Here is a 13190-nt window from a genome sequence, read left to right on the forward strand (position 1 = left end):
GCCCGACCCTCACCCGCGGACGACGTCGCCCCACCCGTCGAGCACGACGTCGGCACGCGACCGGGAGTCGTTGCGCGCGTAGTGCTCGCGCTCGTCGGCCATCCAGGCGAGCCAGTGCTCGCGCTGGTCCTCGCCGTCCCGGTCGAGCCCGCGGCGCAGTCGCACGTCGTCGGGGGCCTCCACCCACACGCGCAGCGCCGCGACGTCGTCGGCCTCGCGGCGGCCGGCCCCGCACCCCTCGACGACGAGGTACGGCGCCGGGGCGACGACGTGCCACTCGGCGAAGCGGTCGAGCGCCCAGTCGAACCGGCGGTACCGCCCTGCACGCCCCGCGGCGAGCGGGGCGAGCACCCACTCCTCGAGTCGCGCCCAGGCCGGCTCGAGCCCGCGCCAGCCCTCGTACAGGTCGTCCATGTGGAGCACCTGCGCGGGCAGGGCCTCCCCGAGCTGGGCGGCGAGCGTCGTCTTGCCCGAGCCCGCCGGCCCGTCGACCACCACGAGCCGGGTGCCCGACGGCGGCGCCTCGCCCGGCGCGCTCCGCTCACCGAGGTGGATGGCCACCCCGAGGCGCGGCTCGGCACCCTTCACCCGGCGCACGAGATCCACGAGGACCCGAGGTCCGACGCTCACCCGGCACCTCCCCGCCGCGCCTGCGCCACCCGCCGGCCGAACAGGTGCTCGTGGTCCGTCAGGAGCCTCGGACGGGCCACCAGCACCTGTTCGGCGAGGCAGGGCACGTCAGCCCTGGGCCCAGAATCGGTACTCGGCCGAGCGCTCCTTCGCCGCCTCGAGCTGCTCCGCGACCCGGGCGGGTGCCGTGCCACCCACCGCGTCCCGCGAGGCGAGGGAGCCCTCGACGCTCAGCACGTCGCGCACGCCCGGCGTGAGGTGGTCGGAGATCGACGCGAGGTCGTCGTCGGACAGGTCCCACAGCTCGATGCCGCGCTCCTCGCACACACGCACGCACGCGCCCGCGACCTCGTGCGCGACGCGGAACGGGACGCCCTCCCGCACGAGCCACTCGGCGACGTCCGTCGCGAGCGAGAAGCCCTGCGGCGCGAGTGAGGCCATGCGCTCGGTGTCGAACGTCAGCGTCGCGACCATCCCGGAGAACGCGGGCAGGAGCACCTCGAGCGTGTCGACCTGGTCGAACACCGGCTCCTTGTCCTCCTGCAGGTCGCGGTTGTACGCGAGCGGCAGGCCCTTGAGCGTCGCGAGCAGGCCCGACAGGTCGCCGATGAGGCGCCCCGCCTTGCCGCGCGCGAGCTCCGCGACATCGGGGTTCTTCTTCTGCGGCATGATGCTCGACCCCGTGGAGTAGGAGTCGTGCAGGCGCACGAAGCCGAACTCCTTGGTCGCCCAGAGGATGACCTCCTCGGCGAGGCGCGAGAGGTCGACGCCCAGCATCGCGGCGACGAACGCGAACTCCGCCACGACGTCGCGCGACGCGGTGCCGTCGATCGAGTTCTCGACCGGGCCGTCGAAGCCGAGCTCGGCGGCGACGGCCGCGGGGTCGAGGCCCAGCGACGAGCCCGCGAGCGCCCCCGACCCGTACGGCGAGCGCGCGGCCCGCACGTCCCAGTCGATGAACCGGTCGACGTCGCGCAGCAGCGGCCACGCGTGCGCGAGCAGGTGGTGCGCGAGCAGGACGGGCTGCGCGTGCTGCAGGTGCGTGCGACCAGGCATCGCGGCGCCCGGGTGCGCGGCGGCCTGCTCGATGAGCGCGTCGACGACGTCGAGCACGAGACCTGCGATCGTGCGCGCCTCGTCGCGCAGGTACATGCGCGTCAGCGTCGCGATCTGGTCGTTGCGGGAGCGGCCCGCGCGCAGCTTCCCGCCGAGCTCGGGCCCGGCCCGCTCGATGAGGCCGCGCTCGAGCGCGGTGTGCACGTCCTCGTCGTCGTCGGCCGCGACGAACGCGCCCGACGCGACGTCGTCGCGCAGCCGTTCGAGCGCGGCGAGCATGCCGTCGAGCTCGTCGTCCTCGAGCAGGCCCGCGGCGTGCAGGACCTTGGCGTGGGCCTTGGAGCCCGCGACGTCCTGGCCTGCGAGGCGCCAGTCGAAGTGCGTCGACTTGCTCAGCGCGGCGAGCGCGTCGGCGGGACCGCCGGCGAACCGGCCGCCCCACAGGCTCACGCGCCCGCCCGACGACGCGTCCTCGGCCGCGTCCCCGGGCGCGGCGGTGCCGTCGGGCTGGGTGGCGTCGGTGACGCCCTGGTCGTGGTGCGTGCTCACAGTGCTCCTGCCCCGAGGTCCACACCGTTGCCGAACTTCTCGTCGCGCGCGGCGGCGAGCTTCGCGGTGAGACCGTAGATCTCGATGAATCCCTTGGCCTGCGACTGGTCGAACGAGTCGCCCTCGTCGTAGGTCGCCAGGTTGAAGTCGTACAGGCTCGCCTCCGACCGGCGGCCGGTGACGGTCGCGCGACCGCCGTGCAGCACGAGGCGCACGTCGCCCGAGACGTACCGCTGCGTGTCGTCGATGAACACGTCGAGCGACCGCTTGAGCGGGCTGAACCACATCCCGTCGTAGACGAGCTCGGTCCAGCGCTGCTCCACGCCCCGCTTGAAGCGGGCCTGCTCGCGCTCCAGGGTCACGTTCTCGAGCTCCTGGTGCGCGGCGATGAGCGCGATCGCGCCTGGCGCCTCGTAGACCTCGCGCGACTTGATGCCCACCAGACGGTCCTCGACGATGTCGATGCGCCCGACGCCCTGCGCGCCCGCGCGGCGGTTCATCTCCTGGATCGCCTGCAGGGGCGTGACCGCGACGCCGTCGAGCGCGATCGGGATGCCCTGCTCGAACGTGACGACGACCTCGTCCGCGACGGGCGGGAACGTGGGGTCGTCGGTGTAGTTGTAGACGTCCTTGGTGGGGGCGTTCCAGATGTCCTCGAGGAAGCCGGTCTCGACCGCGCGCCCCCACACGTTCTGGTCGATCGAGAACGGGTTGTGCTTCGTCGTCGCGATGGGCAGGGAGTGCTTCTCGGCGTACTCGATGGCCTTCTCGCGCGTCAGCGCGAGGTCGCGCACGGGGGCGATCGTCTTCAGCTCGGGCGCGAGCGACGTCGTCGCGACGTCGAACCGCACCTGGTCGTTGCCCTTGCCCGTGCAGCCGTGCGCGACGGTCGTCGCGCCGAACTGGCGGGCGGCGCGCACGAGGTGCTTGACGATGACCGGGCGCGAGATCGCCGAGACGAGCGGGTAGCGGTCGAGGTAGAGCCCGTTCGCGCGCAGCGCGGGCATGCAGTACTCGGCGGCGAACTCGTCGCGCGCGTCGGCGACGTACGCCTCGACGGCACCGCAGTCGAGCGCGCGCTGCCGGATGACCTCGAGGTCCTCCCCGCCCTGCCCGACGTCGACCGCGACGGCGACCACCTCCGCGCCCGTGGCCTCGGCGATCCAGCCGATGGCCACCGACGTGTCCAGGCCGCCCGAGTAGGCGAGCACGACGCGTTCAGTCATGACGGGTCTCTTTCCGTGACGTGGGGATGGGTCCGTGGTCCAGTGTGGCAGGGCACGCGCGTCGTGCGAGGGCGTGCTCGGGACACCACCGCGACGCGCGGACGAGGCTCAGGTCTCGCTGCCCGGGGCGCCGGTGACCGGCCCCGAGAGCTCGAGGAACCGGCGCGCGAGCTCCGCGCCGCCGTCTGGGTCGCGCGCGATGACGAGGATCGTGTCGTCGCCCGCGATGCAGCCGAGCACGCCCGGCAGGACCGAGTGGTCGATCGCGGAGGCGAGGTAGTTCGCGGCGCCGGGCGGCGTGCGCAGCACCACGAGGTTCGCGGACGCCTCGGCCGAGACGAGCATCTCGGAGCACAGGCGCGCGAGCCGGGCCGCGAGGTACTCGGGCGACTCCGCCGTCTGCACGCTGCGGTCCCCGCCCTCCCCCGGCACGGCGTACACGAGCGCGCCCGACGCGCCCCGCACCTTCTCCGCGCGCAGCTCGATGAGGTCGCGCGACAGCGTCGCCTGCGTCACGGACAGCCCCTCGCGCTCGAGCTCGCGCGCGAGCTCGGCCTGCGAGTGGATCTCGGTGCGGCGCACGATCTCGGCGATGCGCGCGTGGCGCGCCGTCTTCGTGGTCGCGGTGCGGGCCTCGGTCACGACCGCTCCAGGAGGAACGTGAGCAGCGCCTTCTGCGCGTGCAGCCGGTTCTCCGCCTCGTCCCACACGGCCGAGCGGGGGCCATCGATGACCTCCGCCGTGATCTCCTTGCCGCGATAGGCGGGCAGGCAGTGCAGGACGATCGCGTCGTCCTTCGCGTGGGAGAGGAGGTCGTCGTTCACCTGGTACGGCACGAACGGGAGCGAACGCGCCTCGGCCTCGGCCTCGTCGCCCATCGAGACCCAGGTGTCGGTCGCGACGACGTCCGCCCCCGCGACGGCCTCGACCGGGTCCGACGTGACGAGCACGGACCCGCCCGTCTCGGCGGCGATCCGCTCCGCGTCCGCGACGAACACGGGGTGGGGCGGGTACCCGTCGGGCGTCCCGACCCGCACGTGCAGGCCCGCGGTCGCCCCGCCCAGCAGGTACGAGTGCGCCATGTTGTTCGCGCCGTCGCCGACGTACGCGAGCGTCTGGCCCGCGAGCGCCCCCGTGCCGCCGCGGAGCTGGGCGATCGTGAGCAGGTCCGCGAGGATCTGGCACGGGTGGAAGTCGTCGGTCAGGGCGTTGACGACCGGCACGCGGCTGATAGCCGCCATCTCCTCGAGACGGTCCTGGCCGAAGGTGCGCCAGACGATCGCCGACGCCTGCCGGTCGAGCACGCGCGTGACGTCCGCGACGGACTCGCGCACCCCGACCTGGGCGAGCCGGCCGTCGACGACGACGGGGAACCCGCCGAGCTCGGCGACGCCCGTCGCGAACGAGAGCTGGGTGCGCAGCGTCGGCTTGTCGAACAGCACGGCCACGCCCTGCGGGCCGGCGAGCGGCTGGCGGAACGTGCGGTCGTCGCGGAATGCGAGGCCGATCTCGAGGACCTGACGCTGCTCGGCGGGCGTGAGGTCGTCGTCGCGCAGGAAGTGCCGGGGGGCCATCAGGAGCTCCTCGTCGTGGGGGCGGTCGTCGGGCCGGTCGTGGGGGCGGTGCGTGCGGGGTTCGCGTCACCGGGCGCGGAAGGGGCGGCTGTCGGGGCGGGGCCCTCCGGGACGGTGACCGTCGCGAAGAACGCGACGACGTCGCGCGCCTGCTCGGGCGTGAGGATCAGGGGCGGCGCGAGCCGGATCGCGTCGGGCGCGACGGCGTTCACGACGAACCCCGCGTCGAGGGCGGCGCGCGCGACGTCCGCCGCGACGGGCCGCGTGAGCTGGACCGCCAGGAGCAGCCCGCGCCCGCGCACACCGGCGACGAGCGGGTTGCCCGCCGCGGAGATCCCGTCGCGCAGCAGCGTGCCGACGACCCGCGAGTTCTCGAGGAGGCCGTCGCGCTCGATGACGCCGAGCGTCGCGAGCGCCGCGGCGGCAGCGACCGGGTTGCCGCCGAACGTCGTGCCGTGCTGACCGCGGCCGAGCAGCGTCGCGGCCCGCTCGCCGTACGCGACCACGGCGCCCACGGGGAAGCCGCCGCCGAGCCCCTTGGCGAGCGTGACGACGTCGGGCACGACGCCGCCCCCCACCTCGGGCTGCTGGTACGCGAACCACGAACCGGTCCGCCCGACGCCGGTCTGCACCTCGTCGAGCACGAGCAGCGCGCCGTGGCGCGCGGTGAGCTCGCGCGCCGCGACGAGGTACCCCGGCGAGAGCGAGCGCACGCCCGCCTCGCCCTGCACGGGCTCGACGACGAGCGCCGCGACCTCCCCGCGCTCCGCGACCGCGGCGGGCGAGAAGGCCTCCTCCAGCGCGGCGACGTCGTCGAACGCGACGAACTCGACCCCGCCCGGCAGCGGCTCGAACGGCTCGCGGTACGCGGCCTTCGACGTCAGCGCGAGCGCGCCCATCGAGCGGCCGTGGAAGCCGCCCTGGAGCGCGAGCACCCGCGTGCGTCCGGTCCGGCGCGCCATCTTGAACGCCGCCTCGTTGGCCTCGGTGCCCGAGTTCGTGAGGAACACGCGCGACCCCGCGGGCGCCTCCGCGAGCGCGAGCAGGCGCTCGGCGAGCGCGATCTGCGTCGGGGTGCCGAAGAAGTTCGACACGTGCCCGAGTGTCCCGAGCTGGGCCGAGACCGCCGCGGTGAGCGTCGGGTGGGCGTGGCCGAGCGCATTGACCGCGATCCCTGCGAGGAGGTCGAGGTAGCGCCTGCCGTCGGCGTCCCACACGTACGCGCCCTCGCCGCGGACCAGGACGCGCTGCGGCGGGCCGAACGTGTCCATGACGGCGTGCGTGTACCGGTCGGTCCACTGGGCGCCGGTGGGGTGCGCGGTGAGGTCGGAGGCCGTCTCGGTCGGGTGGTCCAGCTGGTTCACGCGGCGCCTCCCGCGGTCGTGGTCGCCTCGGGCCGTACGGCGCCGAGCGGGTCCGGGACGACCATCGTCCCGTTGCCCTGGGTGGTGAAGACCTCGAGCAGCGTCGAGTGCGGCACGCGGCCGTCGATCACGGTCGCCGCGGGGACCCCGCCCTCGACCGCGCGCAGGCACGCCTCCATCTTGGGGACCATGCCCGCGGACAGCGAGGGCAGGAGCGCAGCGAGCTCGGAGCGCGTGATCTGCGCCACGAGCGAGTCCTTGTCCGGCCAGGACGTGTACAGACCCTCGACGTCGGTCAGCACGACGAGCTTCTTCGCGCCGAGCGCGACCGCGAGCGCCGCGGCGGCGGTGTCCGCGTTGACGTTGAGCACCTGCGTCGGGTCGTCGAGGTCGGGCGCGATCGTCGACACGACGGGGATGCGGCCGGCGTCGAGCAGGTCCTGGACCGCGGACGGGTGCACCTCGACGACGTCGCCGACGAGCCCGACGTCGACCGGCTCGCCGTCGACGGTCGCGTGCCGGCGCTGGGCCTGGAGCAGGCCGCCGTCCTCGCCCGAGAGCCCGACGGCGTACGGGCCGTGCGCGTTGATCAGGCCGACGAGCTCGCGCGAGACCTGGCCGGTGAGCACCATGCGCACGACGTCCATCGCCTCGGGCGTCGTGACGCGCAGGCCGCCGCGGAACTCGGACTCGATGCCGAGCCGGTCGAGCATCGCGGAGATCTGCGGCCCGCCGCCGTGCACGACGACGGGGCGCAGCCCGACGCGGCGCAGGAACACCATGTCCTGCGCGAACGCGGCCTTGAGCGTGTCGTCGACCATGGCGTTGCCGCCGTACTTGACGACGACGAGCGCGCCGGCGAACTCCTGGAGCCACGGCAGGGCCTCGACCAGCACCTCCGCCTTCTGCTCGGGTCGCAGGTCGGTGCGCGGGTCGAACGCGTCGTCGTCCGGGTGCGGGGACGTGGGGGCGGTGGGGTCGTTCATGAGGAGTACACGCTGTTCTCGTGGACGTAGTCGTGCGTGAGGTCGTTGGTCCAGACCGTCGCGGTCGCGGAGCCGGCGTGCAGGTCGATCTCGACGCGGACCTCGCGCTCGGCGGCGAGGTCGACGAGCTCGCGGGGCTCGCCCACTCCCCCGGCCCGGCAGACCTGGACGTCGTTGACCGTCACGTCGAGCAGGAGCGCGTCGAACGGCGCGACGTCCTCGGGGACCGTCCCGACGGCCGACACGATGCGCCCCCAGTTCGGGTCGTTGCCGAAGATCGCGGCCTTGAAGAGGTTGGAGCGCGTCACCGCGCGCGCGACCGCGACGGCGGCGTCCTCGCTCGACGCGTGCACCACGGTGACGGCGACGTCGTGGCTCGCGCCCTCGGCGTCGGCCACGAGCTGGCGCGCGAGCGACGCGCTGGCCTCGGTCACGGCGTCCGTGAGCTCGTCGAGCGTCACCTCGACCCCGGACGCGCCGGAGGCCAGCAGGATCACCGTGTCGTTCGTCGACATGCAGCCGTCGGAGTCGACGCGGTCGAACGTCGTGCGCGTCGCGGCGCGCAGCGCGGCGTCGGCCGTCGCGGCGTCGACGACGGCGTCCGTCGTGAGCACGCACAGCATCGTCGCGAGGCCCGGTGCGAGCATGCCCGCTCCCTTGGCCATACCGCCGACGGACCACGTCGCGGCACCGTCCGTCGCGCCGGCGTCCGCGACCTCGCGCACCACGGAGACCGTCTTGGGCACGGTGTCCGTCGTCATGATCGCGAGCGCGGCGTCCCCGCCGCCGTCGACCCCCGCGACCGGGTCCGCGAGCGCCGCCGCGGCGGCGTCGACCCCGGCGAGCAGCGCGTCCATGGGCAGCCGGATCCCGATGAGGCCCGTCGAGCAGACGAGCACGTCGCCCGCGGACGTCGCGAGCACGTCCGCGACGTGCTCCGCCGTGCGGTGCGTGTCGGCGAAGCCCTCCGGCCCCGTGCACGCGTTCGCGCCGCCCGAGTTGAGCACGACGGCGGTCGCGCGCCCGTCGCTCACGGCCTGGCGCGTCCACGCGACCGGCGCCGCGAACACACGGTTGGTCGTGAGCACGGCGGCCGCGACGTCGAGCGGCCCGTCGTTGACGACGAGCGCGACGTCGCGGGCGCCCGTGGACTTGAGCCCGGCGGCGACGCCGGCGGCCCGGAAGCCCTGCGGGGTGGTGACGGTCACGGGGCGACCCCCTCGGTCGTGAGGCCCGCCGTCTGCGGCAGGCCGAGCGCGATGTTCATGGACTGCACCGCGGCGCCCGCGGTGCCCTTGACGAGGTTGTCGATCGCCGTGACGGTCACGACGCGGCCTGCCGCGTGGTCGACCGCGACCTGGACGAGCGCCGTGTTGGCGCCGAGCGTCATGGCGGTCGTGGGCCACTGCCCCGCGGGCAGCACCCGGACGAACGGCTCGCCGACGTACGCGTCCTCCCAGGCCTGGCGGACGCGCGCGTCGAGCGCGGCGGGGTCGAGGCGCGCGGCGTCGTCGGACAGGCGCGCCGTCACCGTGGCGAGGATGCCCCGGGACATCGGCACGAGCGTCGGCGTGAACGAGATGCTCACGCCCGGCGCCCCCGCGGCCCGCAGGTTCTGCGCGATCTCGGGGATGTGCCGGTGCGACCCGCCGACGGCGTACGGCTGGGCCGACCCGATCGCCTCGGAGGCGAGCAGGTGCGGCTTGAGCGACTTGCCCGCGCCCGAGTACCCGTTCGCGAGGACGGCGACGAGGTCGCGACCCTCGACGAGACCCGCGGCGACGCCCGGCTGGATCCCGAGCGTGACCGCCGTGACGTTGCAGCCCGGCACCGCGACGCGGCGCACGCCGGCGAGCCGCTCACGCTGCTTCGTCTCGGTCGCGCCGGCCCCGGCGTCGCTCGTGAGCAGCAGCTCCGGCAGCCCGTAGGGCCACGTGCCCGCGTGCTCCGAGCCGTAGAACGACACCCAGTCCGCCGACGACTCGAGCCGGTGGTCCGCGCCCAGGTCCAGGACGAGCACGTCGTCCGGGAGCTGCGACGCGATCTCGCCCGACGCGCCGTGCGGCAGCGCGAGCACGACGACGTCGTGCCCCACGAGGTGCTCGACGGTCGTCGGCAGGAGCACGCGGTCGGCGAGGGATCGCAGGTGGGGCTGGTGCTCGCCGAGGAGCGACCCCGCGTTGCTGTGCGCCGTGACGGCGCCGATCTCCACCTCGGGGTGCCCGGCGAGCAGGCGGAGCGTCTCTCCGCCCGCGTACCCCGACGCACCCGCGACCGCGACTCTGATCGTCATATGCATCACTATACATACTTATGCAACGCCCGGGTCGAAGGTCCCGGCCCCGATACGCGTGCCGACGCCGAGACGTGGACATCCGCCCCGATCGGGCTGCCCCAGGGCGGGCACCCGCGTCTCGGCGGGATCCTCGACCGTGCACGCGACCCTAGGCTGGGGCCATGCACGCGATCGTGGCCCGCGCGGCGGGTGGCCCTGAGGTCCTCGACTACACCGAGCTGCCCGACCCGTCGCCGGGTCCCGGACAGCTCCTCGTCCGGTCCGCGGTGGCCGGCGTGAACTTCATCGACACGTACAAGCGTTCGGGCGTGTACGCGATGGAGTACCCCCACGTGGTCGGCAGCGAGGGAGCCGGTGTCGTCGCCGAGGTCGGCGCGGGCGTCGACGAGTTCGCCGTCGGCGACCGCGTCGTGTGGACCGAGGCGCCGGGGTCGTACGCGGACCTCGTCGTCGTCGACGCGGGCCAGGCGCTTCACGTGCCCGACGCCGTCACGCTCGAGGACGCGACCGCCGTCGCGCTCCAGGGCCTCACGGCGCACTACCTGTGCACGTCGTCCTACCCGGTCCGCCCGGGCGACCGCGTCCTCGTGCACGCGGGCGCGGGCGGCGTCGGGCTGCTCCTGACCCAGATGCTCGTCGCGCGGGGCGCGCACGTGGTCTCGACCGTCTCGACCCCCGAGAAGGCGGAGCTCTCGCGCGGCGCGGGGGCGGAGCACGCGATCCAGTACACGGCGTTCGCGGACCTCACCGCGGAACTGCCCGAGGTCGTGCGCGGGCTCACGGGCGGCGAGGGCGTCGCCGCGGTGTACGACTCGGTCGGCAAGGACACGTTCGACGCGTCGCTCGCGTCGCTGCGCCGCCGGGGCACCCTCGTGCTCTACGGCGGCTCCTCCGGGCAGGTCCCGCCGTTCGACCCCCAGCGGCTCAACGCGGGCGGGTCGCTCGTCCTCACGCGTCCCAAGCTCGCCGACCACACCGCGACGCGCACCGAGCTCGTCGAGCGCGCCACCGAGGTGCTCGGCGCCGTCGCGGGCGGCACGCTGCACGTGCGCGTCGGCGCCACGTTCCCGCTCGCCGACGCCGCCGACGCGCACCGCGCGCTGGAGGGCCGTGCGACCACGGGCAAGGTCCTGCTCCTCCCCGACGCCGCGGCCGCCACCGACGCGGGCGCCGCGTGAGCTGGGACTGGGTGCCCCCGCGGCCGGGCGAGGAGGACGGGTCGGACGGCGGCCCCTCGCGCGCCCTGCGCCGCGCCGTGACCGTGCTCGTGGTGCTGCTCACCGGCGTGCTGGCCGTCTACTACGTGACGGTCTGGCTCGGACAGCAGGCCGACGCGTGCGTCGCCGACCGACCGGCGGGCGTCTCGGCGCAGGACGTGGACGCCCGCTGGGGCTGGTTCCCGCCCGGCTACACGTGCGAGTACGCGACCGCCGTCGAGGACGTCGCCCGAGCCTGACCCCTGCCACCCCGACCGACGAGGACCGATGGACGACCAGCTCGCACGACCCCTGACCCTCCTCGGGGCGTACGCCCTCGCGGGCGTCCCCGACCCCGGCGGCTGGTACGCCGCGCTCGACGCCGACGGGCTCGACGGGCTGGAGCACCCCGTCGACCCCGACGACGCGGGCGCGCTCGCCACCGTGGCCGCGGGGCTCCCCGGGCACTGGTCGCTGGTCCCCACCACGGTCGCCGCGACCGCGCGCCGCGCCACGACGGACCGGGCGTACGGGCTCGCGTCCGACGACGAGGCGGGCCGCCGCGCCGCGGTCGACGGCGTCGGCCGGGTCCTCGACGCCGTGGCGCGGCTGGCCGAGTCCGAGGGCCGCCGGCGCGTCGTCGCCGTCGAGCTCCAGTCGGCGCCCGGTCCCGGGCGGGGTTCCGGTGCCGCGCTCGCGCGCAGCCTCACCGAGCTCGCCGCCGTCGCGCCCGCGGGGCTCCCGCTCGTCGTGGAGCACTGCGACGCGCCGCGCCCGTGGGGCGTCGCGGAGAAGGGGTTCCTGCCGCTCGACGACGAGATCGCGGCGGTCGCGCGTGCGGCCCGGGACACGGGCCACCCCCTGCACGTCGGGCTCAACTGGGGCCGGTCCGCGATCGAGGGACGCAGCGCCGCGACGCCCGTCGAGCACGCGCGCGCAGCGGCGGCGTCCGGTCTCCTCGCGAGCGCGATGCTCTCGGGGGCGAGCGGGACGCCGGGCCGGTGGGGCGAGCCGTGGTCGGACGCGCACGTGCCCCCGCACGGCACGGACCCCGCGCTCCCCCGACCGGAGGACTCGATGCTCGGGCCGGCCGAGGTGCGCGAGTTCCTCGCCGCCGCCGGGCCCGTCCCGATCGTCGGCGCCAAGGTCACGGCGCGCCCGTCGGACGCCGCTCCGGCCGAGCGTCTCGCGGTCGCCCGCGCCACGCTCGCCGTGCTGCGGGACGCGCTCGAGGACGTCCTTCCCGCCTGGGCCGGAGCACGCGCCGAGGGCTGAGTGCTCAGCCGGGGGCGACGGGCGACACCGCGTGCAGGTGGTCGACCGGGCCCCGGCCCGTCCCGACCCGTAGCGCGGAGCCGGCGCGCAGGGCACCCGTGAGCCACGCCTTGGCGTCGCGCGCGGCCTCGGCCCAGCCCTCGCGCTGCGGACGGAGCGCCGCGAGCGCCGCGGAGAGCGAGCACCCCGTCCCGTGCGTGTGGAGTGTGTGCACGCGTGCGGCGTCGAACGTCGTGACCACGGGCGCCGCGTCCGGGGTCGTTCCCGGCGCGACGAGGGCGTCGGGCGACGTCGCGCCGGTGAGGTGACCGCCCTTGAGCAGCACGACGGTGTCGCTCGTCGTCGCGTACGACGTCGCCTGGTGCAGCGCGTCGTCCCACGTCGTGGCGACGTCCTGCCCGGCGAGGACGGCCAGCTCGGGCAGGTTCGGCGTCACGACGTCGGCCCGCGCCGCGAGGTCGCGCACGGCCTGCTCGGCGCCCGCGTCGAGCAGGCGGTGCCCCGACGTGGCGACCATGACGGGGTCGAGGACGACCCAGGGACGCGGGAGCCCGGAGTCGGTGCGCGCGGTCGCGAGCGCGTCGAGCCAGGCCCCGATCTCGCGGGCGTTCGCCTCGTCGGCGACCATGCCGATCTTCACGGCGTCGATCTCGACGTCGTCGGACACTGCGTCAAGCTGCTCGCGCAGGAACGCCGGTCCGGGGACGTGCACGGACCGCACCCCGTGCGTGTTCTGCGCGACGAGCGCGGTCGTCACGGCCATCCCGTAGGCGCCGTGCGCGGCGAACGACTTGAGGTCGGCCTGGATGCCCGCTCCCCCGGTCGGGTCGGTCCCCGCGATCGACAGGACGCGCGGCCGCGAGGGCCGACGGGGGCGGTCGCCCCGGGGGGCAGGAGCGTGCTGGGGCAGGGCGAGCGTCATCGCCGGACATCCCTTCGCTGGTACGAGCCAGAGCAGGTTCGACGGGTCTCCTCTCAGCCCCGGTCGTGGGGCACCCCGTGTCGGTGGCCATGCTAGTGGCTCGTCACGTGCCCGGA

General features: G+C 75.0%; 13 protein-coding genes and 1 riboswitch. Of the genes, 3 read left to right on the plus strand and 10 right to left on the minus strand.

Annotation, left to right across the window (positions count from 1 at the left end; all coding sequences use genetic code 11):
- Positions 1-9 precede the first annotated feature (9 nt).
- The 9 genes from FIC82_RS13095 to argC all read right to left on the minus strand — a co-directional run bounded on the left by FIC82_RS13095 (position 10) and on the right by argC (position 9684).
- Complete coding sequence (locus FIC82_RS13095; RefSeq protein WP_168731840.1) at positions 10-630, minus strand: uridine kinase family protein; 621 nt, start codon at positions 628-630, stop codon at positions 10-12.
- A gap of 108 nt (positions 631-738) precedes the next feature.
- The gene (argH, locus tag FIC82_RS13100) at positions 739-2136 is read right to left on the minus strand and encodes an argininosuccinate lyase (protein WP_253691809.1); all 1398 of its coding nucleotides are present in this window, start codon (positions 2134-2136) and stop codon (positions 739-741) included.
- A 95-nt stretch (positions 2137-2231) separates the two neighbouring features.
- Positions 2232-3461, minus strand: a complete 1230-nt coding sequence (locus FIC82_RS13105; RefSeq protein ID WP_154798837.1) for an argininosuccinate synthase — start codon at positions 3459-3461, stop codon at positions 2232-2234.
- A gap of 108 nt (positions 3462-3569) precedes the next feature.
- Entirely contained in the window at positions 3570-4103 is a 534-nt protein-coding gene (locus FIC82_RS13110) for an arginine repressor (RefSeq protein ID WP_168731842.1), read from the minus strand.
- On the minus strand, positions 4100-5035 hold the full coding sequence (argF, locus tag FIC82_RS13115; protein WP_154798838.1) for an ornithine carbamoyltransferase: 936 nt from the start codon (positions 5033-5035) through the stop codon (positions 4100-4102). Before argF ends, FIC82_RS13110 begins: the two co-directional genes overlap by 4 nt.
- Positions 5035-6399 (minus strand): acetylornithine transaminase, encoded by a 1365-nt coding sequence (locus tag FIC82_RS13120; RefSeq protein WP_168731843.1) that lies wholly within the window; start codon positions 6397-6399, stop codon positions 5035-5037. Before FIC82_RS13120 ends, argF begins: the two co-directional genes overlap by 1 nt.
- Positions 6396-7385, minus strand: coding sequence for an acetylglutamate kinase (gene argB, locus FIC82_RS13125; protein WP_154798839.1), 990 nt, complete (start codon positions 7383-7385; stop codon positions 6396-6398). The genes FIC82_RS13120 and argB overlap by 4 nt, the downstream gene beginning before the upstream one ends.
- A complete protein-coding gene (argJ, locus tag FIC82_RS13130; RefSeq protein WP_168731844.1) occupies positions 7382-8593 on the minus strand; it encodes a bifunctional glutamate N-acetyltransferase/amino-acid acetyltransferase ArgJ in 1212 nt (403 codons plus the stop codon). The genes argB and argJ overlap by 4 nt, the downstream gene beginning before the upstream one ends.
- Positions 8590-9684 (minus strand): N-acetyl-gamma-glutamyl-phosphate reductase, encoded by a 1095-nt coding sequence (gene argC, locus FIC82_RS13135; protein WP_154798840.1) that lies wholly within the window; start codon positions 9682-9684, stop codon positions 8590-8592. The genes argJ and argC overlap by 4 nt, the downstream gene beginning before the upstream one ends.
- 158 nt (positions 9685-9842) lie before the next feature.
- Here argC and FIC82_RS13140 point away from each other — a divergent pair, with 158 nt between their 5' ends.
- Genes FIC82_RS13140 through FIC82_RS13150 form a run of 3 tightly spaced genes read left to right on the plus strand, consistent with a single transcriptional unit; the run spans position 9843 to position 12152 of the window.
- Complete coding sequence (locus FIC82_RS13140) at positions 9843-10859, plus strand: quinone oxidoreductase family protein (protein ID WP_154798841.1); 1017 nt, start codon at positions 9843-9845, stop codon at positions 10857-10859.
- Positions 10856-11137 carry a hypothetical protein gene (locus FIC82_RS13145; protein ID WP_154798842.1) on the plus strand — a complete coding sequence of 94 codons (282 nt, stop codon included), beginning with the start codon at positions 10856-10858 and terminating at the stop codon, positions 11135-11137. The genes FIC82_RS13140 and FIC82_RS13145 overlap by 4 nt, the downstream gene beginning before the upstream one ends.
- Before the next feature lie 28 nt (positions 11138-11165).
- Complete coding sequence (locus tag FIC82_RS13150) at positions 11166-12152, plus strand: DUF4862 family protein (RefSeq protein ID WP_154798843.1); 987 nt, start codon at positions 11166-11168, stop codon at positions 12150-12152.
- A gap of 4 nt (positions 12153-12156) precedes the next feature.
- Here the strand turns inward: FIC82_RS13150 and thiD are convergent, their stop codons facing one another.
- Positions 12157-13074: a bifunctional hydroxymethylpyrimidine kinase/phosphomethylpyrimidine kinase gene (gene thiD / locus FIC82_RS13155; RefSeq protein WP_154798844.1), complete on the minus strand. Its 918-nt coding sequence runs from the start codon at positions 13072-13074 to the stop codon at positions 12157-12159.
- Positions 13067-13162: riboswitch (TPP riboswitch) on the minus strand. Its footprint overlaps the gene before it by 8 nt.
- Positions 13163-13190 lie beyond the last annotated feature (28 nt).

The sequence above is a fragment of the Cellulosimicrobium protaetiae genome (genome assembly GCF_009708005.2).
GTDB lineage: Bacteria > Actinomycetota > Actinomycetes > Actinomycetales > Cellulomonadaceae > Cellulosimicrobium > Cellulosimicrobium protaetiae.